The sequence below is a fragment of the Methylobacterium currus genome (assembly GCF_003058325.1).
In the GTDB taxonomy this organism is placed as follows: Bacteria; Pseudomonadota; Alphaproteobacteria; order Rhizobiales; family Beijerinckiaceae; genus Methylobacterium; species Methylobacterium currus.
Window position 1 is genome coordinate 4,190,001 of sequence record NZ_CP028843.1, and the last position, 23,961, is coordinate 4,213,961.

Sequence of the window (23,961 nt, forward strand, 5' to 3'; positions counted from 1 at the left end):
TTCGCGTTCACTCGCCTCAGTAGTTGCGTCGCGTCACAACCCAGATGGCGTGGATCAGGCCCGGGATATAGCCGAACAGCGTCAGCACCACGTTGAGCAGGAATTGCAGGCCGAATCCGACGGTGAACAGCACGCCGACCGGCGGGATCACGACGAGCAGGATGATGCGGATGATGTCGCCCACGGTGTCTCCGTCCTGACGCTTGGGGATGAAAAGCTACGCTGTGAACGGCGAGGCCCGCGAACTGTTCCCGACCGGGCGGCGAAACCCCTCCCGCGCGGCGCGGGAGGGGAGGGGGCTTCAGGGGCGCAGCAGCACCTTCCCCATCGCCTCGCGGCGCGCCAGGATGCCGAGGGCGGCCGCCGCTTCCTCCAGCGGGTAGACGCCGTGGACCTTCGCGGAGAGCCGTCCCTCGCTCACCAGCGCCAGCAGGCGGGCCTGGTTGGCGGCGTGGCCCTCGGGCTCGCGCCTGAGGAAGGCGCCCCAGAACACGCCCTGGATGTCGATGCCCTTCAGGAGCGCCAGGTTGAGCGGGATTTTCGGGATCTCCCCGGCCGCGAAGCCGACGACCAGGAAGCGGCCCTTCCAGTTGAGCGAGCGCAGGGCCGGCTCCGAATAGGCGCCGCCGACGGGATCGTAGACGACGTCGATGCCGGCCTCTCCTCCGAGCCGCTTCAGCCCGCCGCGAAGCGGTTCCTGGCTGTAGTCGAGGGTGAGGTCGGCGCCGTGCGCCTTCGCGAGATCGAGCTTCTCGGCCGAGGAAGCGCAGGCGATCACCCGCGCGCCCATCGCGTGGCCGAGTTCCACCGCCGCCAGCCCGACGCCGCCCGTGGCGCCGAGGACCGCCAGGGTCTCGCCGGGCTGCAGCTTGGCACGATCCTGCAGCGCGTGCAGCGAGGTGCCGTAGGTGACGGAGAGGCCCGCCGCCTGCTCGTCGCTGACGCCCTCCGGCACCCGGGTCAGGCCGGAGACCGGAGCGACGACCCGCTCGCGGCAGGCGCCGTAGCCCAGATGGACGATGACGCGCTCGCCGACCCGGAAGGCCTCGACCCCCGGTCCGAGCGCCTCGATCACCCCGCAGGCCTCGGCGCCCGGCGAGAACGGCAGCTCCGGCTTCACCTGGTAGCGGCCGGCGATGATCAGCGTGTCGAAGAAATTGAGCGCCGCGACCGTCACCCGCACCAGGGCCTCGCCCGGGCCAGGCACCGGATCCGGCACCTCCTCGATCACCAGATCCTCCGGGCCGCCGAGCGCCTTGCACAGGAGTGCCTTCATCGCCGAACATCCTCCCCGCCGCACATCGGCGGCCTGATGGGGAGTCGTGGGCCAGGCCGTGCCCGCTGGCAAGCCGGGACCGCGTCAGCGCCGTTCGTAAGTGCCGACGAGTACGCCCTTGGCGAGAACATGGCCGTGCATGGCCTCCAGCAGGGCGCCGCGGCCGGGGACGCCGTCGAGCCCGAGATGCCGGTTGAGGGCGTAGACCTGGAACAGGTAGCGGTGCGGGCCGTGGCCGGTCGGCGGATCGGGCGGCAGGTAGCCAGCCTTGAGGAAGGTGTTCTTGCCGATCTCCTCGACCGTGCCGTCGGAGCCCGGGCTCGCCAGCGCGCCCTCGGGCAGGCCCTCGCCCGCCGGGTCGAGGTCCCACGCGATGGCGTGGACGATCGGCTTCGGCGTCGGGCTATCGGCATCCTCCACCAGGAGGACCAGGGCGGCGGTGCCGGCCGGGAGCCCGCTCCAGGCGAGCGGCGGCGAGAGCTTGGCCCCGTCCTGGGTGAAGCGGGCCGGCAGCGCCGCGCCATCCGCGAAGGCCCGGCTCGTCACCCGGACGATGGCGGGCACCGCCTCGAACTCGGCCTGACAGGCGGTCTTCTCGAGGCCAGCCCGGAGCCCCGACAGCGCCTCGCCCACGGCGTGGGGAATCTTTTCCAGCATGGACCCGTCTCCTCGTGTGGTCTGGCGGACAAACCGGGGAGACGGGCCTGGGTTGCGTCGTCAGGGGAGGCGTTTCTCGGCCGCGATCATGTAGTTCACTGCCGTATCGCGTGCGGCGCTCCAGCGCCCGGTGAGCGGGTTGAAGACGACGCCGGTCGTGTCGGTGAGCGTGAGGCCGCCGGCCTCCACGGCGTCGCGCAGCTCGTCCGGGGTGACGAACCTCTCCCAGTCATGGGTGCCCTTCGGCAGCCAGTTGAGGACGTATTCCGCGCCCACGATGGCCAGCGCGAAGGAGCGCATCGTCCGGTTGATCGTGGCGGCGAAGAACAGGCCGCCGGGCTTCACCGCCGCGCAGGCACTGCGCACGAAGGCCGGCATGTCGGTGACGTGCTCGACCACCTCCATGGCGCAGACCACGTCGAAGCGCTCGCCGGCCTCCACCACCGCCTCGATCGTCTCCGCCCGGTAACGCACCGGGACCCCGGCCTCGTCGGCATGCGCCTGTGCGATCCTGATGTTGGTGACGGCCGGGTCGAGGCCGGTCACGTCGGCGCCGAGGCGGGCCAGCGGCTCCGACAGGACGCCGCCGCCGCAGCCGACATCGACGAGGCTGAGGCCCGAGAGAGGGGACGGCGCCTGCGGGTCGCGGCCGAGATGGCGGCAGATCGTGTCGCGGAGATAGGTCAGGCGCACCGGGTTGAAGCGGTGCAGCACCCGCATCGGCCCGGCCTCGTCCCACCAGGTCGCGGCCAGGCGATCGAAGCGGGCGACCTCGTCGCGGTCGATCGAGGGTCCGGTCGGTTCGCTCATCGGCGCCAGGCTTTCGTGCAGGGAATGGAAGTGTCGTCTCGACCGTCGAGGTAGCGCAGCCGCCGCCCCGGGCCAACCGCGGTGAGACGTCATGCGCCGGGGACGTCGTGCGCCGGACCGGCGCTCCGGTCGCGAAGTTGACACCGCCCCGGCCCGCTTGTACCCGCCGGACGCCCGCGGCCTCGCGCTGCGGCATCGAGAAGATTGTTCGATCGGATCCCCATGCCCCGCCTGGTGATGAAATTCGGCGGCACCTCCGTCGCCACGGTCGACCGCATCCGCAACGTCGCCCGCCACGTCGCCCGCGAGGTGCGGGCCGGCTACGAGGTGGCGGTCGTCGTCTCGGCGATGTCCGGCAAGACCAACGAGCTGGTGGCCTGGTGCAAGGACGCCTCGGCCCTCTACGCCCAGTCCGAGTACGACGCGGTCGTCGCCTCGGGCGAGCAGGTCACCTCGGGCCTCCTCGCCATCGTGCTCAACGAGATGGGCCTCAAGGCCCGGTCCTGGCAGGGCTGGCAGATCCCGATCGAGACCTCCGACCAGCACGGCTCGGCCCGGATCCAGAATATCGACGGCGCCCGCCTCGATGCCGGCTTCCGGTGCGGCGAGGTCGCGGTCATCGCCGGCTTCCAGGGCATCCATCCCGAGACCGGCCGCCTGACGACCCTCGGGCGCGGCGGCTCGGACACCAGCGCGGTCGCGGTCGCGGCGGCGATCGGCGCCGAGCGCTGCGACATCTACACCGACGTCGACGGCGTCTACACCACCGACCCGCGGGTGGTGCCGAAGGCCCAGCGCCTCGAGCGGGTGGCCTTCGAGGAGATGCTGGAGATGGCCTCGCTCGGGGCCAAGGTGCTGCAGGTGCGCTCGGTCGAGCTCGCCATGGTGCACCGGGTGCCGACCACCGTGCGCTCCTCCTTCGACGACCCCGACGACGCCCGCCCCGGCACCCTCATCTGCGACGAGGACGATATCGTGGAACAGCAGATCATCACGGGCATCGCCTTCTCCAAGGACGAGGCGCAGATCACGCTTCGCCGGGTGAAGGACAAGCCCGGCATCGCCGCCGCCATCTTCGGCCCGCTGGCCGACGCCAACATCAACGTCGACATGATCATCCAGGTCGTGTCGGGCGACGGCGCGGCCACCGACATGACCTTCACGGTGCCGGCGGCGGATTACGAGCGCTCGCGCGCGATCCTCGACGCGCAGCGCCACGCCGTCGAGTTCGAGCGGATCGAGGGCGCCACCGACGTGGTCAAGGTCTCGGCGATCGGTGTCGGCATGCGCAGCCATGCCGGCGTCGCCGCCAAGGCGTTCCGGGCGCTGGCCGAGAAGGGCATCAACATCCGGGCGATCACCACGTCCGAGATCAAGTTCTCGGTGCTGATCGACGCCGCCTACACGGAGCTCGCGGTGCGTACGCTCCACTCGCTCTACGGCCTCGATAAGGCCTGAGCGTCCGGTCCGACGCCGATGCAGGCCCGAGCGGCTTAGCCTCGCAACGCCCCGTCCGCGACGCTTCGCCGGCGGGGTGTTCCTCTCTGGAGCGGTGGCCAGCGCCGCTCCCCCGGAAAGGTCGCTTGCCCGCCGGGCGCCGAACTCGCTATACGGCGATGACGGGGCCGATGCATGAGGCCCGCGCAGTCGGGCCTCACGGTTGCACCGCGCAGGGTCCGGCTCGCTAAAGGGTGGAACACGACACGATGCCCGCAGCGCCTGGAGGCCCGCGCCTGCTACTGCGCCGCCTTCGCGAGGCCATGGCGGAGCCCGTCGGCCCGCAGGCGCGCCTCGACCGCATCGTCGTCCTGATCGCGTCCAACATGGTCGCGGAGGTCTGCTCGGTCTACGTCCTTCGCGACGACGGCAACCTCGAACTGTTCGCCACCGAGGGCCTCAACCGCGAGGCGGTGCACCTCACCACCATGCGGGCCGGCGAGGGCCTGGTCGGCCTGATCGCCGCCACCGCCGAGCCGCTCTCCCTCTCCGACGCCCAGTCGCACCCGGCCTTCTCGTACCGGCCGGAGACCGGCGAGGAGGTCTACCACGCCTTCCTGGGCGTGCCGCTCCTGCGAGCCGGCAACACGCTCGGCGTGATGGTGGTGCAGAACCGCACCTACCGGGTCTATTCCGAGGAGGAGATCGAGGCGCTCCAGACCACCGCCATGGTGCTGGCGGAGATGATCGCCTCCGGCGAGCTGCAGGCCCTGTCGCCCGGCACGGTCAGCGCCTCGCGCCGGCCCCTCAGCCAGTGCGGCGTGGCCCTCGCCGACGGCGTGGGCCTGGGCCACGTCGTGCTGCATGAGCCGCGCATCGTGGTGCGCAACCTGATCGCCGAGAATGTCGAGCGCGAGGCCTCGCGCCTCGACACCGCCATCGCGGAGGTGCGCGCCGCCATCGACGACCTCGTCGAGCGCGGCGACGTGGCGGGGGCCGGCGAGCACCGCGAGGTGCTCGAGACCGTGCGGATGTTCGCCCACGACCAGGGCTGGCTCCGGCGGATGCGCGAGGCGGTTCTCTCGGGCCTCACCGCGGAAGCGGCGGTGGAGCGGGTGCAGTCGGACAACCGCGCCCGGATGCTGCGACAGAGCGACCCCTACCTGCGCGAGCGCCTGCACGACCTCGACGATCTCGCCAACCGGCTCCTGCGCCAGCTGGTCGGCCGCGAGACCGTCGGGCCGGACGCGATGCCCGAGAACGCCATCCTGGTAGCCCGCTCGATGGGCCCGGCGGCACTCCTCGACTACGACCGCGCCCGCCTGCGCGGCGTGGTGCTGGAGGAGGGCGGGCCGACGAGCCACATCGCCATCGTGGCCCGCGCGCTCGGCATCCCGGCCGTGGGCGAGGTGGCCAATGCCACGGCCCTCGTCGAGACCGGGGATGCGATCATCGTCGATGGCGGGACCGGCGAGGTCCAGATCCGGCCAGGTCCCGAGATCGAGGCGGCCTATGCCGAGAAGGCGCGCCTGCGCGCCCGGCGCCAGGAGCAGTACCGCTCCCTGCGCGACCTGCCGGCGGTGACCCGCGACGGCGTCGCGGTCGGGCTGCAGCTCAATGCCGGCCTCATCGTCGACCTGTCGCACCTGCACGAGACCGGGGCCGAGGGCGTCGGGCTGTTCCGCACCGAGTTGCAGTTCATGGTCGCCGAGCGGATGCCGACGGCGGCCGAGCAGCAGGTCCTGTACGAGGCGGTGTTCGACGCCGTCGGCGACCTGCCGGTGACGATCCGGACCCTCGATATCGGCGGCGACAAGGTGCTGCCCTACATGAAGGCGCTGGAGGAGGAGAACCCGGCCCTCGGCTGGCGCGCGATCCGCATCGGCCTCGACCGGCCGGGCCTCCTGCGGATGCAGCTGCGCGCGCTGCTCAAGGCCGCCCGCGGGCGGCCGCTCAAGATCATGTTCCCGATGGTCGCGACGGTCGACGAGTTCGTCCAGGCCCGGGCGATCGTCGAGCGGGAGAAGGCACATCTCACCCGCCACGGCCACCCGCTGCCGGCGGATTGCCGCCTCGGCGTGATGGTCGAGGTGCCCTCGCTCCTGTTCCAGATGGACGAGATCGCGGCGGAGGCCGATTTCCTCTCCGTCGGCTCGAACGACCTGATGCAGTTCCTGTTCGCGGTCGACCGCGAGAACCGCCAGGTCGCCAACCGCTTCGACCCATTGAGCGCCGCGGCGCTCCGTGCCTTCCGGCTGATCGCCGAGCGGGCCAACGCCGCCGGCACCCCGGCCACTGTCTGCGGCGAGATCGGCGGGCGTCCGCTCGAGGCGATGGCGCTGATCGGGCTCGGCTTCCGCGCGCTGTCGATGTCGCCGGCCTCGATCGGCCCCGTAAAGGCGATGGTGCTGGGGCTCGATGCCGGCGCCGTCTCGGCCTTCCTGGAGCGGGAGATGGCGCGGACCCGCGACGGGGCCTCGCTGCGCCCGGCGCTCGCGGCCTTCGCGGAGGAGCACGGCGTTCCGGTCTGACGGTCTGCGTGCACCATCCGGACGGGGGTGCAAGCGCCGCGCGGGTCCGCGCCGACTCCCCAACCTCCGCAGACCTGCTATACGCGGCACCATCACCGGCACCGGGCGCGGGCCGCCCCGGATGACCCGGCTTATCGTAATGGCCATATCCCGTTCATGATCGCGATCCCGTCCGACCGTCTCGACGCCATCCTGGCCCGCCACGACATCGTCACCGCCACCTTGAGCGCCGGCGAGTCCGACGCGGAGAGCTTCGTGCAGCTCTCCCGCGAGCTCTCCGACCTCGATTCCGTGGTGGAGGCGATCCGCGCCTTCCGGGCCGCCGAGCGCGCGCTCCGCGGCGTCGAGGAGATGATCGAGGAGGGCGACCCGGAGATGCGGGCGCTCGCCGCCGAGGAGAAGCCGGAGGCCGAGGCCGCCCGCGACGCCGCCGCCCGGGCGCTCCAGCTCCTGCTCCTCCCCAAGGACGCCGCCGACGAGAAGAGCGCCATCCTCGAGGTGCGCGCCGGCACCGGCGGCGACGAGGCGGCACTCTTCGCCGGCGACCTGTTCCGGATGTATTCGCGCTATGCCGACCTGAAGGGCTGGCGGGTCGAGGTCATCTCCGAGAGCCCCGGCACGATGGGCGGCTACCGCGAGGTCGTGGCCGAGGTGAAGGGGCGCGGCGTCTTCGCCCGGCTCAAGTTCGAGAGCGGCGCCCACCGGGTGCAGCGCGTACCCGATACCGAGACGCAAGGGCGCATCCACACCTCCGCCGCCACCGTGGCGGTGCTGCCGGAGGCGGAAGAGGTCGACATCCAGGTCAACGACGCCGACCTGAAGATCGACACGATGCGGGCGCAAGGCGCCGGTGGCCAGCACGTCAACAAGACCGAGTCGGCGATCCGCATCACCCACGTGCCGAGCGGCATCGTGATCTTCGTCCAGGAAGAGCGCTCGCAGCACAAGAACCGGGCCCGCGCCATGGCTCTGCTGCGGGCCAAGCTCTACGACCAGGAGCGCAGCCAGAAGGACGCCGCCCGGGCGGCGGACCGCCGCGCCCAGGTCGGCAGCGGCGACCGCTCGGAGCGGATCCGCACCTACAACTTCCCGCAAGGGCGGGTGACCGACCACCGCATCAACCTGACGCTCTACAGGCTCGAGGAGGTGATGGCCGGCACCGCGCTCGACGAGGTGGTGGATGCGCTGATCACCGAGCACCAGGCGGCGCTGCTCGCCGCCGAGGGGATGGCGTGATCGCGATACCCCCGGAGACGAGCCGCATCGCCGCCCGGGCCAGGGCGGCGGACGAACTCGCCGCCAGCGGCGTCGAGACCGCCGCCCTCGACGCCCGCATCCTGGTCGAGGAGGCGCTGGGGATCACCGCGACCGACCTGGCCTTGCGCGGGTCCGAGCCGGTCGGGCCGGCAGGCGCCGAGCGCCTGGCCTCGTATCTCGCCCGCCGCGCCGCCGGCGAGCCGGTGGCCCGGATCATCGGCGCCTGGGAGTTCTGGGGTCTGCCGTTCGGGCTTTCGCCCGAGACCCTGGTGCCGCGCCCCGATACCGAGACCCTGGTCGAGGCCGCCCTCGGCCTGAGGCCCGAGGGCCCGCACCGCCTCGCCGATCTCGGCACCGGTTCCGGCTGCATCCTAGTGGCCCTGCTCACCGAATGGCCGCGTGCCTTCGGCGTGGGCCTCGACCGGTCCTGCGGCGCCCTGCGCACCGCCCGTTCCAATGCCGCCCGCAACGGCGTCGCCGACCGCGCCGCCTTCGTGGCCGGAGATTGGGCTGCGGCGCTCGCCGGGCCGTTCGATGTCGTGGTGGCGAATCCACCCTATATTGCCAGCGCGGTCATCGCCGGCCTGTCCGGGGAGGTGCGCGACCACGACCCCCGCCTCGCCCTCGACGGCGGTCCCGACGGGCTCGACGCCTACCGCACCATCCTGGCCCAGGTGCCGCGGCTTCTCGCGCCGGGCGGGCATCTCCTGGTCGAGATCGGCTACGATCAGGAGGAGGCGCTCTGCCGGCTCGCCACCGCCCAGGGCTTAAGCGCGCAGATGCGGCGCGACCTCGCGGGGCACCCGCGGGTCGTCGTCATGACGGCGACGGCCGGATCCTGACGGGGATCCTTCGGGTGTCCGCGACCCCTGTGCGTAAAATCGGCCCGAAGACCGCGTGCGGTAAAAAACTGTGCGAGGTCAAAAAACTGTGCGAGGTCACTTGGCGCCGCCGGCCGAACCCGCTAACGTCCCGGGGCAGATCGTGAACGGTCCGGACAAGACAGCCAGGCTCAGTTCTCGGGCGCGACATTGAGCGCGGACCTTTGGACGATCTTCCACCACCGGGCAGACCAATGAGCGCGTAGGCGGTCCGGTGCCCCGCATCTGTGGATCGACGGCGGCCGGACCGTGAGACGGCCCGCGGTCGCACAGGGCAAGGCGGACATCGCTGCGGAGACGGAACATGGCCCGGTAGAGGCCGCCCGGCTCCGCGGACGAAGACCCGCCGCGCGCGTGAAGTCCCGCCCTTCAAGTCGTCGAAGAGGGTCAGTCGAGGCCGATGAGACCGAACCAGAACAGGCGTATGCGTGGCCGCAACCGCAGCAACAACAAGGGGCCGAACCCGCTGACCCGGGCCTACGAGTCGAACGGCCCCGACGTGAAGATCCGCGGTACCGCCCAGCACATCGCCGAGAAATACGCCCAGCTCGCCCGCGACGCCCAGGCGAGCGGCGACCCCGTGATGGCCGAGAACTACTTCCAGCACGGTGAGCACTATTTCCGCATCATCGCCGCCGCGAACGAGCAGTATCGCCAGCAATACGGCGGCACCTATGGCCGCCAGGGCTACGACGACGAGGATGACGGCGACGACGAGGCCGCGCCGGCCAACGGCTACGCCCCGCAGGAGCGCGGCCTGCAAGACCGCGGCCTGCAAGACCGCGGCCTGAACGAGCGCGGCGTCAACGGCTACGCCCAGGCCGGCGGCTACGGCGCCGCCGACGAGTACGGCGATCCTGGCCAGCAGCCGCAGCCCTACGACACCCGCGGCGAGGACCGCCCGTCCCGCTTCGACCGGCAGGACCGGCAGGACCAGCCGCGGCAGGATCAGCCCCGGCCCGACCGGCAGGACCGCCGCGAGCGCTTCCAGAACCGCCAGGAGCGCCAGCGCCAGGAACGCGCGGAGCGTTCCGAGCGCCAGGATCGCCCCGAGCGTCAGGACCGGCCCGAACGCCAGGGCGGCGAGCGTCAGGATCTCTCCCGCGCCGAGCAGCCGCGCCAGGAACCGGTACGCCAGGAGCCCGTTCGGCAGGAATCCGTGCGTCAGGACGGCTATCGCGAGGGGGCCCGCTCCGAGTTCCGCCGCGAGCGCCGCCGCGAGGAGCCCCGCTCCGAGCCGGTCCTGGCCGCCGACGAGCCGACCGGTCTGCCGGCCTTCCTGACCACCCCGGTGCGTCCCGCGGCCCCCGCGCCGGCCCCGGTCGAGGAGGCGCCGCCGGCGCCCCCCGCCGCGCCGGTCGAGGCGGAGGCCGACGCTCCGGCGCCGCGTCCGCGCCGCCGCCGCCGCACCCGGTTCGAGGGGACCGAGGGCGGAGGGGAGCCCGCCGGCGAACTCTTCCCAAAGCCCGCCGAATCGTCGGGCGAATAGGCCGTCCGAGCGATGGTTCGCCCGGTCTCCGAAGCGGAGGCCGGGCGATCCGCCATCGGGCCCGGACGATCACCACGCCGGACGATTTTTGCGCCGCCGCATGTGGCGTTTCCCGTGCGGCTGCCTACCTGCCGCCCTGAAACGAACCCTTGTCCAGGCGGAGCGCACCATGACCCACCATCCGGCACTCGCGAAGGGCCGCGTCGCGGTCGTCACCGGTGCGGCGAGCGGCATCGGCCTCGCGGCCGCCACGGCCTTCGCCCGGGCGGGCATGCGGGTGGTGCTGGCCGATCTTCCGGGCGAGGCCCTGGATCAGGCCGGCCGCACCGTCGCAGCCGCAGCGCCGGGCGGCGCGGCGGATATCCGGACGGTTCCGACCGACGTGGGGAAGCCGGAGGCGCTGGACGCGTTGCGCCGGGAGGCCGATTCCCTCGGGCCCGTCGCGCTGCTGATGGCCAATGCCGGCATCGAGGCCGGCGGGCGATTCTTCTCCGATGCCGCTACCTGGCACCGCATCCTCGACACCAACCTCTGGGGCGTCATCAATGCCATCCAGGCTTTCGTGCCGGGGATGATCGAGGCAGGCAGGCCCGGGGCGGTGATCGTCACCGGCTCGAAGCAGGGCATCACCACGCCGCCCGGCAACACGCCCTACAACGTCAGCAAGGCGGGCGTGAAGGTGACGGCCGAGGCTCTGGCGCACGAGCTGCGCGAGACAGGCTCGCCCATCACCGCCCATCTGCTGATCCCGGGCTTCGTCTATACCGGCCTCACCCGGGCCCGCGGCGCGACCGAGAAGCCGGCCGGCGCCTGGACGCCGGAGGAAACCGTCGACTTCATGCTTCAGGCGATGAGTGCCGGCGACTTCTACATCCTCTGCCCGGACAACGAGACCACCCGGGAGATGGACGAGAAGCGGATGCGCTGGGCGGCCGACGACGTGATCCGCAACCGCCCGGCCCTGTCGCGCTGGCACCCCGACCACAAGGCGGCCTTCGCGGCCCATATGGAGGCGCCGCTGGAGGGCGGCGGCACCGGGGCGGACCAGGGCGTGAAGGCGGCGGCGGCGACGCCGGCGTCGTTCTAGACAGATTTCGCCGAAGCGGTTGCCGGTTTTGCGACGGCACCCGGCGACACAACGAGAACCTCGGAGGATGACGCGTTCGCCTGCCAAAGCAGGTTGGCCGAAGAGCGTGTCCGACCCGACGATGTGACACCCTCCGCGTCATCCCGGAGCCGCGAAGGCGAAACCCGGAACGATGCGGAGAAGGGGAGGGCCGTCGCGAGAGGCGCGTCACACCGCGCTCGATCGGCGCGAGACCAGGCCGGACGCAACGCCACGTCCGCCAGACACAGTGGCAGGCCGCGCCCGTGCAGGGCCGGCCGGCACCAGCGGGAGACCCGTCACCCGATGCACAAGATCATCCCCGTCGCCGCCTTCGATGCCGTCGTGTTCGGCGCCACCGGCGACCTGACGATGCGCAAGCTGCTGCCGGCGCTCTACTACCGGTTTCGCGACCGGCAGATTCCGGAGGAGAGCCGCATCGTTGCGGCGGCGCGCAGCCATCTCGGGACGGCGGAGTACCGGGATCTCGCCGCCGCGGCCCTGGAGCGCCACGTGCCGGCGGCCGATCGCGAGCCCGACACGGTGACGCGCTTCCTCGACCATCTGGCTTACGTGGCGGTGGACGGGGCCGGCGAGGCGGGCTGGGAGGATCTGGCGAACCTGCTCGCCGAGCATCCGGACCACGTCCGGCCCTACTATCTCGCCACCTCGCCGAGCCTCTACGGCGCGATCTGCCGCAATCTGAGCGCCCACGGGCTGATCGGCGAACGCTCCCGCGTCGTGCTGGAGAAGCCGATCGGCCACGACCTCGCCTCGGCCCGGGCGATCAACGATCAGGTCGGCAAGGTCTTTCCCGAGAGCCAGATCTTCCGCATCGACCACTATCTCGGGAAGGAGACGGTGCAGAACCTGCTGGCCTTGCGCTTCGCCAACACGATCTTCGAGCGGCTGTGGAACGCCGACGTGATCGACCACGTGCAGATCACGGTGGCGGAGACGGTGGGGGTCGAGGGCCGCGGCGGCTATTACGACACATCCGGGGCGCTGCGCGACATGCTGCAGAACCACATGTTGCAGCTCCTCTGCCTGCTCGGCATGGAGAGCCCGCTCTCCCTCGACGCCGACGCGGTGCGCGACGAGAAGCTGAAGGTGCTGCGGGCCTTGAGGCCGATCCCCGCCCACGAGGTGCCGATGCGCACCGTGCGCGGCCAGTACGTCGCCGGCGCCGTGAACGGCCAGCCGGTCCCGGGCTACGTCACGGATCTCGGTGAGGATCGCGCGAGCCTCACCGAGACCTTCGTGGCGCTGAAGCTCGAGCTGATGACGCCGCGCTGGGCCGGGGTGCCGTTCTACCTGCGCACCGGCAAGAGGCTGCCCCAGAAGGTCTCCGAGATCGTGGTGCAGTTCCGCTCCTCGCCGTTCAGCATCTTCTCGGACGAGTTCGCCCGCGAGCCGAACCGCCTGGTGATCCGGCTGCAGCCTCAGGAAGGCATCAAGCTCGAGGTGATGACGAAGGAGCCGGGCCCCGGCGGCATGCGCCTGCGGGCGACGGGCCTCGACATCTCCTTCGAGGAGACCTTCAACCAGCGCTACCCGGACGCCTACGAGCGCCTGCTGATGGACGTGGTGCGGGGCAACGCCACCCTGTTCATGCGCCGCGACGAGGTCGAGGCCGCCTGGGCCTGGGCCGACACCCTGCTCAACGCCTGGGCCGACCGCCCGGAGCCGCCGCGCCCCTATCCGGCCGGCACCTGGGGACCCACCGCCGCGATCGCGCTGATCGAGCGCGATGGCCGCACTTGGCATGAAGACATCGGCTGACGCCGATCCGGCACGAGGACATCGGCTGACGCAGCGGCGCCTCATTGGAATAAATCCAAGTTGTCTCAAGGGGATGACGGCAGGATCGCGCCCGCGGCGGCTTTCCTTCCGGCGCTCCCCGCTCTAGAGGAGCCGCGAGACAAGAGCCCGCCTCGCGCTCCGGCGCGGGCGGGCGCCGAGGATTGCATCATGTCGCCCTGCCGCTCGTCCCTCGCCAGCCTCCTGGTCCTCGCCGCGTTCCTCGCTGGACCCGCCCGCGCCCAGGAGGAGCCGGCCGGCGAGGCGCCTGCGGCCGAGGCCCCGGCCCACAAGCCTGCGCCCAAGCCGGCGCCCCGCCGCCCCGCCCCCAAGCCCGCGGCGGCGGCTCCGAAGCCGGAACCCGCTCCGGTGGCGGCCCCGACCGGCGCCTGGCCGAACGGCGCGAGCGCGGTGAGCGAGGTCTACGGCGACTGGACCATCAGCTGCACCCGCGAGAACGACAAGCGCCAGTGCCAGCTCTCGCAGGCGCAAGGGGTGGCGCAGACCGGGCAGCGCCGCTTCAGCATCGAGCTCAACGCCCCCCAGGACGGGCGCAGCAACGGCCTGCTGCTGATGCCGCTCGGCCTGTCGATCGAGCCTGGCGTGACCTTCAAGCTCGATGACGCGACGCTCGGCAAGGGTGCCCCCTACACCTCCTGCGTCCAGGCCGGCTGCGTCGTGCCGATCAGCTTCCCGACCGTCGCCACCGAGGCGATGAAGACCGCCGTGAACCTGCGCGTCACCGGCACCAAGCCCAACGGCGAGGCCGAGACCATCACGGTGCCGCTCGCCGGATTCGCCGCAGCCCTCGCCCGGATGTCGCAGCTTTTGAGCTGACGTCTTCACCAGCTGATGAGGGATTGGGCGCAGGATGACCGCATGAGCATCGATTCCGCCTCCCTCTCCGCCGGCGCCGTCTCGCAGCAGAGCGCCGCCTTCAGCCAGCAGGTCGCGACCCTGGCGATGCGCCGCCAGATCGACGCCGAGCGCTCCGTCGCCGGCCTCGTGGCCGAGACGGCGAATGCCCCGACCGCCAGTGCCCCGGCTCCGTCCGGACAGGGTCAGCGCCTCGACATACGCGTCTAGAGCATCGTCCGACGACGCGGATGCCCGTTCGTCGGACAAGGCTGCAAGATCGACACTCCAGAGCCCCAAACGATCGCCGCGCGATCGGGTGGGATTTTGGCGTTGGCTGCCCTCCGCCGCATCAAGACTTGCCTGCCTTTGAGGCAGGCTGCGGGACGCGACGGGCGAGCCGTCCTCGTGCACGCTTGGCACGAGACCTGCAAAGTCCCGCGCAGGCTGGCCGCACGGCCCGCGGGGCAAAGACGCCCGAGCCTTGGACACGGATGTCCGACAGACTGAGGAACGGGACCGGGATGCACCGGCCTCGCGATCCTCACCCTGAAGCGCGTCGAAGCCCCCCCGCGGGGGCTGCGTGAGGCTCCGATATGGCCAGTTTCAAGACCGTCATGAAGTCGGGTCATCCCCCGACCCTGTTCGCTGCATTCCTCTATTTCGATTTCTGCTTCGCGATCTGGGTGCTCAACGGCGCCATGGGCCCGTTCATCACCGAGCACTACAAGCTCACGCCGGCCCAGACCGGCTTCATGATCTCGCTCCCGATCCTCGCCGGTGCGATCATGCGCTTCCCCCTCGGCGTGCTCGCCCAGTATATCGGGCGCAAGAACGCGGCGATCACCGAGATGTCGCTGATCGTCCTGGCGATGGCCTACGGCTTCTTCCTGGTGCACGGCTTCACCGACGTGCTCGCCATGGGCGTGCTGCTCGGCATCGCCGGGGCCTCGTTCGGCGTGGCGCTCTCCCTCGGCTCGGGCTGGTTCCCGGCCGAGCACAAGGGCCTGGCGATGGGCATCGCCGGCGCCGGCAATTCCGGCACCGTGCTGGCCGTGCTGTTCGCGCCGCCGCTCGCCCAGGCCTATGGCTGGCAGGCCGTCTACGGCTTTGCCGGCGTGTTCATGCTGATCCCGCTCGCCGTGATGGTCGTCTTCGCCAAGGAGCCGCCGGATCGCGAGCACCAGACCTTCAAGCAGCACGTCGCCTGCCTGTTCGAGAAGGACGGCTGGGCCTTCAACCTGATCTACGTCATCACCTTCGGCGGCTTCATCGGCCTGTCGAACTTCCTGCCGACCTTCTTTTACGAGCAGTTCGCCGTCACCAAGATCGAGGCCGGGCGGCTGACCATGCTGGCAGCCCTGATGGGCTCCGGCATCCGCATCCTCGGCGGCTACTTCGCCGACCGGATCGGCGGCATCCTGGTGCTGACCGTGGTGCTGCTGGCCGCCGTCGGCTCGTTCCTGATGCTCACCGCGGCGCCGACGCTGCTCGTCACCACGATGCTGTTCATGGTCTGCTTCGCGGCGCTCGGCGCGGGCAACGGGGCGCTGTTCCAGCTCGTGCCCCTGCGCTGGCCGACCAACACCGCGGTGGCCGGCTCGATGATCGGCGAGGTCGGGGCCCTCGGCGGCGCCATCCTGCCCAACGCCATGGGCCTGTCGAAGCAGTATACCGGCGGCTTCGCGGCGGGCTTCCTGGTCTACGCCGCCTTCACGGCCGTCGTGCTCGGCTGCCTCGCCTTGTGGTCGCGCAAATGGGTCGGTGCCTGGGTCGGCCCCCGCGGCAAGGTGCTGACCGCGGCCGAGGGCGCGGTTCCGGCCGCGACCGGGAGCCCGATCGGAACCGTGCAGCGCGCCTGATTCAGATCCCGTCGCGCCCGTCGCTCACCACGCGGGCGAAGACCAGCACGTCGACCGCCGCCGCCCCGCCGCGCAGGAGCGCCCTGGCGGCAGCGTTCGCCGTCGCGCCCGTGGTCAGCACGTCATCGACGAGGAGGACCCGCTTGCCCTGCAGGCGCGGCCGGGCTCCGTCCGGCACCCGGAAGGCACCCTGCAGGTTCTCGGCCCGGGCGGCGCGGCTCAGGCCCATCTGCGCCCGGGTGCGCCGCACCCGGGCCAGCAGCTCGGGGGCCACCGGCACGCCGCTGCGGCGCGCGGCCACCCGGGCGAGCAGGGCGGCCTGGTTGAAGCGCCGCCACCACAGCCGCCAGCGCCAGAGCGGCACCGGCACCGCCACGTCGGCCTGGGCCAGGAGCTCGGCGCCCGTCTGCGCCATCATCGCCCCGAGGGCGCCTGCGAGGTCGAGGCGGTCCTCGTATTTCAGCCGCTGTACCAACCGTCGCGCCGTGGCGTCGTAGCGCGCCACCGCCCGGGCGCGCTGATAGACCGGCGGATCCGCGAGCGCGGCCGGCGAGAGCAAGCCCGGCGCCCCGAGATCGACCGAGAACGGCGTGCCGAGCCGCTCGCAATAGGGCCGCTCGATGAAGCGCATCTCGCTCCAGCAGCCGGCGCAGAGGGCGTGCGGCACGGCCGTGGCGGCCCCGCAGGCGATGCAGCTCGGCGGATAGACCAGCCCGACGAGCCCGTGCAGCGCGAGGCCGGGCAGTCCGGCGAGGCGGCGCAGACCGGTCACGGCCTCTGCTCTTCCGGTTCGCGGTCTGCTCGCTCGATCGACGAGATTTGCCGGGTCCGACGGCATGAATCAGGTGCCCACCGGACCGGCCGGCTGTGTCCAGGCGGGAACAGCGAGGGTCTGACGCTCAGCCAAGACCATGTCTCGGGCGGGAAGATTTGAATTGCGACAGGGAGGGCCGCGAGATCGGGCAAAACGAGGGAAACCTCGAGGAACCGATGATTACGCTGGCCCGGACTCCGTCCCGGCCGCTCACGGTGCGTCACGAATCCCTCTCGCAGCACGATCCCCGTTACCGGTCCCTTCCCGACCGTCTCGATGCACGCGACCGCGTCGATGGCGCCGGGACTGCCATCAAGCGGGGCGCTTGCGCCGATCGTCCGATCTACCGTCCCGCTTTCCTGCCGATCAAGGACCAGCGGGAGCGCTCCCTGCGGGAGTTCAAGCAGATCTGGAATCGCTCCACGCTCACCCATCGACGCCTCGCTCGACGACGCGGATCCCGGTACATCATCGATCATGGGGCGACAGCGAAAGCCCGGAATCGGGCTCGGTCGCCGCTCCGGGCCGGTTTCACGCGACCGCTCAGCGCGGTGGACGACCCCCCGGCCGCGTCCCGAGGGCGGCGAGCGAATCGTGGTGCAGCAGCAGCACGTCGGTCGCCGCCGCCAGCTTGCGGGCTGCCGGCGTGAACCCGGCATTCGAGACCACGGCGGCGCAATCGGCACCCCAGTAGCTGCGCGCCGCCACCACCTCCTGCACCGCGCCGTTGCCGACCGGTTTCGCATAGCGCTTGCACTGCACGACCAGCCGCAGCCCGTCGCGCTCCGCCACCACGTCGGCGCCCTGGTCGCCCGCGGCCTTCGTGGTGCGTGCGTCCCAGCCGGCCTGTTCGAGCAGGGCCGCGCAGTAGCGCTCATAGGCGATTCCGTCCTCCGGCAGTGCCGCGGCCTCGTCCGGAGCCGCGACGCTCAAGGAGGCGGCCTCGACGATGTCCAGGATCTCGTCCCAGCGCGCCTCGACCAGGTCGCCATAGCCCTCGGCCTCCAGCCGCGGCAGCAGAGTGCGCTCGGCGAAGTAGCTGCGCTCGCGCAGCCAGCCGTCGAGGATCTCGTTGCCGTACGGATCGACGTAGCTCTCCTGCCGGCGGCGCAGGGCCAGGGTCTCGCGGTGCCGGCGGGCGATCGCCCGGACCCGCCGCCGGAAGCGGCCGCCGCGTCCGAGCCGGTGCATGACCAGTCCCAGCACTACCAGGCCGGCCACGGCCAGCGCCTTGGGGCCGACCCACAGGCTCGCCGCACCCCCGGCCACGATGGGCCAGAACAGGCGGTCGGCGAGGCTGGAGCTGCGGCGCATCGGGACAAACTCTCGCGCCGCGCGACGCGGCCGGACGGTCCGGACTCTCGCGAGACCGCGTTGTCCCCAGCCTAAGGCGCCGTCTGTCCCGGGCCTCATCCACAGGAGAACGCACAGCCGGACGGGCTCCGTGCCGACCCACGGCGGGGCGGCGGCCGCGCCTCACGGGAGCGTGTCGAGGCAAGACCTTCGCGGCGCTTGCATTCGGGCCGCCGCGCATCCGATCCTGGCATTTCGCCGGGGCCCCGCACGGGCCGGCGCAGGGGAGTCCCCGGATGAGATCACGCGTCGTCGCGCTTCTCGCCTGCCTGCTCGCCACCGGCGCGGCCGGGCCCCCCGTCCGGGCGGGGGGCGACCCGGTCGAGGTCGACGTCGCCCTGGTGCTCGCCGTCGATGTCTCCCTGTCGATGACCGGCGACGAGCAGGCGGTTCAGCGCGAGGGCTATGTCGAGGCGTTCCGCAATCCGGCGGTGCACCAGGCGATCCGCCAGGGCATGGTCGGGCGCATCGCCGTCACCTATGTCGAGTGGGCGGGCGTCGGCAACCAGCGTGTGGTGGTGCCCTGGACCGTGATCGCCGGACCCGAGGAGGCGACCGGCTTCGCCGAGACGCTGGGCCGGAGCCCGCCCCGGCGCTCGACCTGGACCTCGATCGCCAGCGCCATCGACTTCTCGGCCGGCCTGCTCGCCGGAAGCGGCTTCGAGGCGACCCGGCGGGTGATCGACGTCTCGGGCGACGGTCCCAACAACCAGGGCCGCGCGGTCACCAAGGCGCGGGACGACGCCGTCGGCCAGGGCATCGTGATCAACGGCCTGCCGCTGATGATCCGTGAGCCCAGCGGGCCCTGGGACATCAAGGATCTCGATCTCTATTACCGCGACTGCGTGATCGGCGGCAGCGGCAGCTTCATGGTTCCGGTGCGCGAGCGCGACCAGTTCGCGGCGGCAATCCGCACCAAGATCATCCGCGAGGTGGCGGGCCGCGAGACCGAGCCGCTGCTGCAACGGGCGCAGGGCGAGCCCCGCGCCAACTGCCTCATCGGCGAACGCCCCAACCCCGACTGGGATTAGCACGTCCAGCCTATACAATCCAGGCGTGAGTCCCGGACGCCGCCCGGGCCCGCGCGCCGATCAGTCCTCGGCGTCCGAGTCGTGTTCGTTACCCGCGCCGCCGCGATACGATTTGCGCCGCTGCTGCCCGAGGCCCATGGTCTTTGCCAGTTCCGAGCGGGCCGCCGCATAATTGGGCGCCACCATCGGATAGTCGGGGGAGAGATTCCAGCGCGCCCGGTAATCCTCGGGCGACAGGCCGTAGCGGCTGCGCAGGTGCCTTTTGAGCGACTTGAACTTCTTGCCGTCCTCGAGACAGACGAGATAATCCGGCATGATCGACTTCTTGATCGGCACGGCCGGGGTGAGAGGCTCGGCCGGCATGGCCGCGGCGCTGCGGCCGAGGCCTCCCAGCGCGGAATGGACCGAGATGATCAAGCCCGGTAGATCGGCGACTGGAACCGAATTGTTGCTCACGAAAGCCGCCACGATATCCGCGGCGAGCCCGATATGGTCCGTCGACGCCTCGCTCTCATTCATCAGATCGACCCTCTGCTCAAGGTTGTTCCGCAAGACGCTTCGACATTCCCCCCTCTGGACTCAGATGCCGCTGGGCTGGCCTGTCTTTGCTTAGCGGTGCAACTATGGTGTCAGCGCCAGGATCGCAAGGGAAAAAGAAGCAACGCCGGGCCTCGGTCAATCGGTGGGCGATTTTCTTGTTGAGGCCGGTTGCAGTGTGCGGTTGTGCTGAACTCACCGTTGGCGGAAGCACCACCCAACTCGATTGACGCCGCGGCCTCGGCGCCATCCTCTTTGGCTCATGTCTCGCACGAGACGACAGCACCTTTCGGACGAGAGGAAGAACATACATCGTTCATGCCGGGCGTCAGGCAGCAGGAGGCGCCGCTGCGGCAGCAACCGTGAGATGGTATGATGTCCGCTGATGGTTACCGATGCATAAAATGCTTCGCGATTTCATCACGCGCGACCCGATCGGCCATGAATCGCGATCCCGATGCGACGGCTTTCATGGTCCACGGTCATCGCGTGGATCTGCGCGCAAGAAATTTTACAAGCGTGGCCGTGAGGCCGGAAGGACGCCGGGATCGTTCGGCACGAATCCTGCTGATGACTGAGCCCTGACGGCCCGCCCGCTCCGGGGAGGGGCGAACCTGCCTGCGCAAAACGGCCTGGTTTCGGCCTCAGGCGGCGGCGCGGCCTGCGCGCGGAGCGTGCTCCAGAGCGGCGACGGCCAGTACCTGGTCGCGCCCGCGCACGGCGTGCTCGCCGAGCGGCCGCGCCCGCACGCCGTCGGGCAGCCGCGGCAGCTTGGCCAGGAGATCGCCCGAGATTAGAACCGGCGCGTCGAGGGTGCGGCACAGGGCTTCCAGCCGGGCGGTGACGTTCACCGCATCGCCGAAATACGCGATCTTGTGCCGGTCGACCCCGACCTCGGCGGTGACCACGGGCCCGCCATGGAGGGCGGCGCGGATGCGCGGCACGGCGCCGAACCGCTCCTGCCAGGCCGCGGCGTCCCGCGTCAGGCTCTCCTGGATCGCCAGCACGCAGGCGACGCAGCGGGCGCCTTGCAGCCCACGGGCCATCGGCCAGGTGATCATCGCCATGTCGCCGATGAAGTCGTCGGTCGAGCCCTGGCAGCGCCGCACCGGCTCGGCCAGGGTCGCGAAGACCGCGCCGAGGAAGGCCTGGGTCTTGAGGGCTCCGTGCGTCTCGGCATAGGCGGTCGAGCCGACGACGTCGACGAACAGGAAGATGCGCTCCTCCTCCACCGGCCGGTGGTAGCGACCGACCAGCAGGTTGACGAAGACCTCGGCGCCGATGAGGTCGCGCATCCGCACCACGAAGACGAGGAGCGCCGAGACAGCGAGCGCGTAGACGAGCACCCGCAGCGAGGGCACCACCGCCACTGCGAAGGGCTCGGGGCTCAGGCCGGTGCCCCAGACGATCACGCCGCCGGTGGCGTGGCCCAGCGTGATCATCCCCACATAGGCCAGCTCGGCGATCGGCACGTAGAGGAAGGTCGGCAGGCGGCGCAGGCGCGCCTGGAGCCGCGGCAGCAGGGTGCCGCGCTCCATCAGGAGCGCGCAGGCGCCGATGAAGATGCCATGGATCGCCGCGACCAGGGGGATGCCGTTCTGGAACAGCGCGTCGTAGAGCAGGCCCGCCCCGGCGCTGAGAAGCAGGATGCCGATCCAGAACCAGGCGTGCTGCGGGATCGGCAGCCCGGCCGTCCGCCAGAAATCGGCGAGGCGCGCCGGGAAGCCGGCTTGCGCCGCCTCTCCGGATGAGCTGCGGTCGACGGGGCCGGCTGCGGGCACGGTGGTGGTCTCCTGCGGCCGGCGCGGCTCGGGGTCCGGCCCGCGGCGCTGAGGCAATTCAACCGCCATTCGCGCCGATTTGAGGGCATCGGCGAGGCCGAAACGGGCGAGGCCACGGACATGGCCGTGACTTCCGCCGGACTTCCGCGGGACTGGGTGAGGACCTTCGCGAAATCGACGGAACCGCCGGCTTGACCATGGCGTTTTCAGCACGACTCAACGCTCAAGCCTGGAGACTGGAATGTCCGTCCGCCTTGCCACCCTCGCGACGCTTGCCGCCCTCGTCACGGTTCCGGCCCTTGCCGAGGACGTGACGGTGATCCGTCGCGATACCGCTCCGGTGGAGCGCAGCACCGTGATCGAGAAGCGCTCGGTCGAATCGACCGGCTCGGTCGGCGGCTGCGAGACCAAGACCGTCAAGAAGACCAACGAACTCGGCGACAGCAAGACCGTCCACAGCGAGCGCTGCGACTGACGTCACGAGGAAGGGGCGGCCCGGGACGGGCCGCCCCGTCGATGCGAGGCTCTTACTTCAGGAGACGGGCCAGGGCCTTGCCGGCCGGCGTCCGCATCTCCTTGGCGTCGAGGGTGCCGTCGTTATCCGGGTCGGCGAGCTTGAAGCGGGCTTCGACCAGGGCGAGGTACTCGTTCTTGTCGAGGGTGCCGTCATTGTCCGGGTCGGCCTGCTTCATGTCCTTGCGGCTGACGCGGCCCTGCAGCTCCTTGGTGTCGAGGGTGCCGTCGGCATCCTTCTCGAGCTTGTCGAACACCGCGCCGGCCGCGGCCTTGGCCTCGGCGAGGTCGATCGTGCCGTCCGAATCGGTGTCGACGGCCGCGATGGTGCGGTCGGCCTTCGGCTTCGCCTCGGCCGAGACGGGCAGGGCGAGCGGCGCGGCCAGGAGAGCGGCGAGCAAAAGGGTCCGGTTGAGGGTCATGGTGAGAACTCCGTCGCTGAAGGCCGGGCGCCCGATCCTGTCCGGCCGGCCCGACCCGGGATAATCCGGCAGGAGGATAGCTAACCGGACGGCGAAGGTTTGCAAGCCCGATTCACGTTGGGGAAGGATCGGGCTTCGGGAGCACATTCGGGCCGGGGAGCGGCTCATGCCTCCACCCGCTCGGCCAGGACCTTGTCGACCCGGCGCCCGTCCATGTCGACGACCTCGAAGCGCCAGCCGTTGCGCTCGAACCCGTCGCCGGCGGTGGGGATGCGGCCGAGCTGGAAGATGACGTAGCCGGCCAGTGTCGAGAAATCGTCGGTGTCGGGCCGATCGATGAAGCCGAGGCGGTCGAAGGCGTCGACTGCCGGCATCATCCCGTCGATCAGCAGCGAGCCGTCCTGGCGCTCGACCACCATCGGCTCCTCGTCGTCGGTGTCCGGGATGTCGCCGGCGATCGCCTCGAGGAGGTCGGTCTGGGTGACGATGCCCTCGAGGTCGCCGTACTCGTCGACGACGATCGCCATGCGGACGGGCTTCGCCTTGAAGGTCTCGAGCACCCGCAGGATCGGCATGCCCTCGTGCACGACGATCGGCTCGCGGATGATCGCGTCGAGGGTGATCGGCGCCCCGTCGAGGAGCTGGTTGAGCACGTCCTGCTTGCGCAGCACGCCGACGATCTCGTGGATCTCGCCCCGGCTCGCCACCAGCTGCTCGTGCCGGCAGGCGCGGATCGTCTCCAGCACCGCCTCGCGCGGATCGTCGACGTCGATCCAGTCGACCTCGTGGCGCGGAGTCATGATGTCCCGGACCCGCCGCTCGCCGATGCCGAAGATGCGCTGCACCGCCGCCTGCTGCGCCTCCTGAATCAGGCCGGCCTCCTGGCTCGCCGCCACCAGGAGCGACAGCTCGGCGGTGGAATGCAGCGAGCCCTCGCCGGAGCCCGGCTGCAGCCCGCACAGGCGCAGCACGCCGTTGCCGAGGCCGTTGAGGCACGCGATCGCCGGACGGAAGACCATCAGGAACAGCCGCAGGGGCCGCACGATGGCGAGCGCCGTGCGCTCGCTGCGCTGGAGCGCGAGGCTCTTCGGCGCCAGCTCGCCCAGCACGATGTGCAGCGAGGTGATGATCACGAAGGAGACCACCACCGCGACGGCATGGGCCCCGGCCGTGCTCGTGCCCTGCGGCAGGAAGGCGAGCAAAGGCTCGATCAGATGGGCCAGGGCCGGCTCGCCGACCCAGCCGAGGGCGAGCGACGAGATGGTGATGCCGAGCTGCGTGGCCGCCAGGTGCGAATCCAGGCTCTCGACCGCCTGCTGCAGGGCGCCCGCATGGGCCCGCTTCTCGGCTACGAGCTCCTGGACCCGACTGCGCCGGACCGCCACCAGGGCGAACTCGGCCGCGACGAAGAACCCGTTCGCGAAGACCAGGAACACGATGGCGAACAGGCCGAGGCCCGTCCCCCAGGGACTGTCGGAGAAAATCACCGCCTCCCGTGGCGTAACCGGCCGCTCCCGGGCTGGGGCGCGGCCGGCTCCCTCATAGCAAGT

At 71.0% G+C, this 23,961-nt stretch carries 22 protein-coding genes; 12 read left to right on the forward strand and 10 right to left on the reverse strand.

The genetic code is table 11. The features are described 5' to 3' along the window. Positions 1-16 precede the first annotated feature (16 nt). The 4 genes from DA075_RS19530 to ubiG form a co-directional block, all read right to left on the reverse strand. Complete coding sequence (locus DA075_RS19530) at positions 17-184, reverse strand: YqaE/Pmp3 family membrane protein (RefSeq protein WP_099954623.1); 168 nt, start codon at positions 182-184, stop codon at positions 17-19. A gap of 117 nt (positions 185-301) precedes the next feature. Next, positions 302-1,276, reverse strand: a complete 975-nt coding sequence (locus DA075_RS19535) for an NADPH:quinone oxidoreductase family protein (RefSeq protein ID WP_099954624.1) — start codon at positions 1,274-1,276, stop codon at positions 302-304. Between the two features lie 84 nt (positions 1,277-1,360). Further along, entirely contained in the window at positions 1,361-1,933 is a 573-nt protein-coding gene (locus DA075_RS19540; RefSeq protein ID WP_099954625.1) for a YbhB/YbcL family Raf kinase inhibitor-like protein, read from the reverse strand. A 60-nt stretch (positions 1,934-1,993) separates the two neighbouring features. Continuing rightward, positions 1,994-2,743 (reverse strand): bifunctional 2-polyprenyl-6-hydroxyphenol methylase/3-demethylubiquinol 3-O-methyltransferase UbiG, encoded by a 750-nt coding sequence (ubiG, locus tag DA075_RS19545; RefSeq protein WP_099954626.1) that lies wholly within the window; start codon positions 2,741-2,743, stop codon positions 1,994-1,996. 222 nt (positions 2,744-2,965) lie between these two features. Here ubiG and DA075_RS19550 point away from each other — a divergent pair, with 222 nt between their 5' ends. The 10 genes from DA075_RS19550 (at position 2,966) to DA075_RS19595 (ending at position 15,960) form a co-directional block, all read left to right on the forward strand. Further along, positions 2,966-4,201, forward strand: coding sequence for an aspartate kinase (locus DA075_RS19550; RefSeq protein WP_099954627.1), 1,236 nt, complete (start codon positions 2,966-2,968; stop codon positions 4,199-4,201). Between the two features lie 248 nt (positions 4,202-4,449). Continuing rightward, a complete protein-coding gene (gene ptsP / locus DA075_RS19555; RefSeq protein ID WP_099954628.1) occupies positions 4,450-6,711 on the forward strand; it encodes a phosphoenolpyruvate--protein phosphotransferase in 2,262 nt (753 codons plus the stop codon). 156 nt (positions 6,712-6,867) lie between these two features. Further along, positions 6,868-7,947: a peptide chain release factor 1 gene (gene prfA / locus DA075_RS19560; protein ID WP_099954629.1), complete on the forward strand. Its 1,080-nt coding sequence runs from the start codon at positions 6,868-6,870 to the stop codon at positions 7,945-7,947. Beyond that, a complete protein-coding gene (gene prmC, locus DA075_RS19565; protein ID WP_099954630.1) occupies positions 7,944-8,810 on the forward strand; it encodes a peptide chain release factor N(5)-glutamine methyltransferase in 867 nt (288 codons plus the stop codon). Before prfA ends, prmC begins: the two co-directional genes overlap by 4 nt. Before the next feature lie 463 nt (positions 8,811-9,273). Next, positions 9,274-10,338 carry a DUF4167 domain-containing protein gene (locus DA075_RS19570; protein ID WP_099954631.1) on the forward strand — a complete coding sequence of 355 codons (1,065 nt, stop codon included), beginning with the start codon at positions 9,274-9,276 and terminating at the stop codon, positions 10,336-10,338. Positions 10,339-10,507: 169 nt separating this feature from the next. After that, complete coding sequence (locus DA075_RS19575; RefSeq protein WP_099954632.1) at positions 10,508-11,425, forward strand: SDR family NAD(P)-dependent oxidoreductase; 918 nt, start codon at positions 10,508-10,510, stop codon at positions 11,423-11,425. Positions 11,426-11,749: 324 nt separating this feature from the next. Beyond that, positions 11,750-13,225: a glucose-6-phosphate dehydrogenase gene (zwf, locus tag DA075_RS19580; protein WP_099954633.1), complete on the forward strand. Its 1,476-nt coding sequence runs from the start codon at positions 11,750-11,752 to the stop codon at positions 13,223-13,225. Between the two features lie 189 nt (positions 13,226-13,414). Next, positions 13,415-14,080, forward strand: a complete 666-nt coding sequence (locus tag DA075_RS19585) for an invasion associated locus B family protein (RefSeq protein WP_099954634.1) — start codon at positions 13,415-13,417, stop codon at positions 14,078-14,080. A 42-nt stretch (positions 14,081-14,122) separates the two neighbouring features. Then, positions 14,123-14,329 carry a hypothetical protein gene (locus tag DA075_RS19590; protein WP_099954635.1) on the forward strand — a complete coding sequence of 69 codons (207 nt, stop codon included), beginning with the start codon at positions 14,123-14,125 and terminating at the stop codon, positions 14,327-14,329. A gap of 365 nt (positions 14,330-14,694) precedes the next feature. Further along, positions 14,695-15,960: an MFS transporter gene (locus DA075_RS19595; RefSeq protein WP_099954636.1), complete on the forward strand. Its 1,266-nt coding sequence runs from the start codon at positions 14,695-14,697 to the stop codon at positions 15,958-15,960. A 1-nt stretch (position 15,961) separates the two neighbouring features. On the opposite strand, the gene DA075_RS19600 is transcribed toward DA075_RS19595, so the two are convergent. Further along, on the reverse strand, positions 15,962-16,798 hold the full coding sequence (locus DA075_RS19600) for a ComF family protein (RefSeq protein ID WP_099954637.1): 837 nt from the start codon (positions 16,796-16,798) through the stop codon (positions 15,962-15,964). A gap of 519 nt (positions 16,799-17,317) precedes the next feature. Next, the gene (locus DA075_RS19605; protein WP_099954638.1) at positions 17,318-18,088 is read right to left on the reverse strand and encodes a restriction endonuclease; all 771 of its coding nucleotides are present in this window, start codon (positions 18,086-18,088) and stop codon (positions 17,318-17,320) included. 275 nt (positions 18,089-18,363) lie between these two features. Here DA075_RS19605 and DA075_RS19610 point away from each other — a divergent pair, with 275 nt between their 5' ends. Next, positions 18,364-19,158 (forward strand): DUF1194 domain-containing protein, encoded by a 795-nt coding sequence (locus tag DA075_RS19610; protein ID WP_099954639.1) that lies wholly within the window; start codon positions 18,364-18,366, stop codon positions 19,156-19,158. Between the two features lie 60 nt (positions 19,159-19,218). Here the strand turns inward: DA075_RS19610 and DA075_RS19615 are convergent, their stop codons facing one another. Further along, complete coding sequence (locus DA075_RS19615; protein WP_099956677.1) at positions 19,219-19,677, reverse strand: Ros/MucR family transcriptional regulator; 459 nt, start codon at positions 19,675-19,677, stop codon at positions 19,219-19,221. A 662-nt stretch (positions 19,678-20,339) separates the two neighbouring features. Further along, positions 20,340-21,380, reverse strand: coding sequence for an adenylate/guanylate cyclase domain-containing protein (locus tag DA075_RS19620; protein ID WP_232388563.1), 1,041 nt, complete (start codon positions 21,378-21,380; stop codon positions 20,340-20,342). Between the two features lie 337 nt (positions 21,381-21,717). Between DA075_RS19620 and DA075_RS19625 the strand changes: the two genes are divergently transcribed. Continuing rightward, positions 21,718-21,951: a hypothetical protein gene (locus DA075_RS19625; RefSeq protein WP_099954641.1), complete on the forward strand. Its 234-nt coding sequence runs from the start codon at positions 21,718-21,720 to the stop codon at positions 21,949-21,951. A gap of 52 nt (positions 21,952-22,003) precedes the next feature. On the opposite strand, the gene DA075_RS19630 is transcribed toward DA075_RS19625, so the two are convergent. Both DA075_RS19630 and DA075_RS19635 read right to left on the reverse strand, forming a co-directional pair. Next, positions 22,004-22,411, reverse strand: a complete 408-nt coding sequence (locus tag DA075_RS19630) for a penta-EF hand family protein (protein WP_099954642.1) — start codon at positions 22,409-22,411, stop codon at positions 22,004-22,006. Between the two features lie 164 nt (positions 22,412-22,575). Further along, positions 22,576-23,898 carry a hemolysin family protein gene (locus DA075_RS19635; RefSeq protein ID WP_099954643.1) on the reverse strand — a complete coding sequence of 441 codons (1,323 nt, stop codon included), beginning with the start codon at positions 23,896-23,898 and terminating at the stop codon, positions 22,576-22,578. Positions 23,899-23,961 lie beyond the last annotated feature (63 nt).

Excerpts from the sequence above, each read along its gene's own strand:
- DA075_RS19535 (WP_099954624.1), bottom strand. The coding sequence starts at position 1,276 with ATGAAGGCACTCCTGTGCAAGGCGCTCGGCGGCCCGGAGGATCTGGTG.
- DA075_RS19540 (WP_099954625.1), bottom strand. The coding sequence starts at position 1,933 with ATGCTGGAAAAGATTCCCCACGCCGTGGGCGAGGCGCTGTCGGGGCTC.
- ubiG (WP_099954626.1), bottom strand. The coding sequence starts at position 2,743 with ATGAGCGAACCGACCGGACCCTCGATCGACCGCGACGAGGTCGCCCGC.
- DA075_RS19550 (WP_099954627.1), top strand. The coding sequence starts at position 2,966 with ATGCCCCGCCTGGTGATGAAATTCGGCGGCACCTCCGTCGCCACGGTC.
- ptsP (WP_099954628.1), top strand. The coding sequence starts at position 4,450 with ATGCCCGCAGCGCCTGGAGGCCCGCGCCTGCTACTGCGCCGCCTTCGC.
- prfA (WP_099954629.1), top strand. The coding sequence starts at position 6,868 with ATGATCGCGATCCCGTCCGACCGTCTCGACGCCATCCTGGCCCGCCAC.
- DA075_RS19570 (WP_099954631.1), top strand. The coding sequence starts at position 9,274 with ATGCGTGGCCGCAACCGCAGCAACAACAAGGGGCCGAACCCGCTGACC.
- DA075_RS19575 (WP_099954632.1), top strand. The coding sequence starts at position 10,508 with ATGACCCACCATCCGGCACTCGCGAAGGGCCGCGTCGCGGTCGTCACC.
- zwf (WP_099954633.1), top strand. The coding sequence starts at position 11,750 with ATGCACAAGATCATCCCCGTCGCCGCCTTCGATGCCGTCGTGTTCGGC.
- DA075_RS19585 (WP_099954634.1), top strand. The coding sequence starts at position 13,415 with ATGTCGCCCTGCCGCTCGTCCCTCGCCAGCCTCCTGGTCCTCGCCGCG.
- DA075_RS19590 (WP_099954635.1), top strand. The coding sequence starts at position 14,123 with ATGAGCATCGATTCCGCCTCCCTCTCCGCCGGCGCCGTCTCGCAGCAG.
- DA075_RS19595 (WP_099954636.1), top strand. The coding sequence starts at position 14,695 with ATGGCCAGTTTCAAGACCGTCATGAAGTCGGGTCATCCCCCGACCCTG.
- DA075_RS19600 (WP_099954637.1), bottom strand. The coding sequence starts at position 16,798 with ATGCCGTCGGACCCGGCAAATCTCGTCGATCGAGCGAGCAGACCGCGA.
- DA075_RS19605 (WP_099954638.1), bottom strand. The coding sequence starts at position 18,088 with ATGCGCCGCAGCTCCAGCCTCGCCGACCGCCTGTTCTGGCCCATCGTG.
- DA075_RS19610 (WP_099954639.1), top strand. The coding sequence starts at position 18,364 with ATGAGATCACGCGTCGTCGCGCTTCTCGCCTGCCTGCTCGCCACCGGC.
- DA075_RS19615 (WP_099956677.1), bottom strand. The coding sequence starts at position 19,677 with ATGAATGAGAGCGAGGCGTCGACGGACCATATCGGGCTCGCCGCGGAT.
- DA075_RS19625 (WP_099954641.1), top strand. The coding sequence starts at position 21,718 with ATGTCCGTCCGCCTTGCCACCCTCGCGACGCTTGCCGCCCTCGTCACG.
- DA075_RS19630 (WP_099954642.1), bottom strand. The coding sequence starts at position 22,411 with ATGACCCTCAACCGGACCCTTTTGCTCGCCGCTCTCCTGGCCGCGCCG.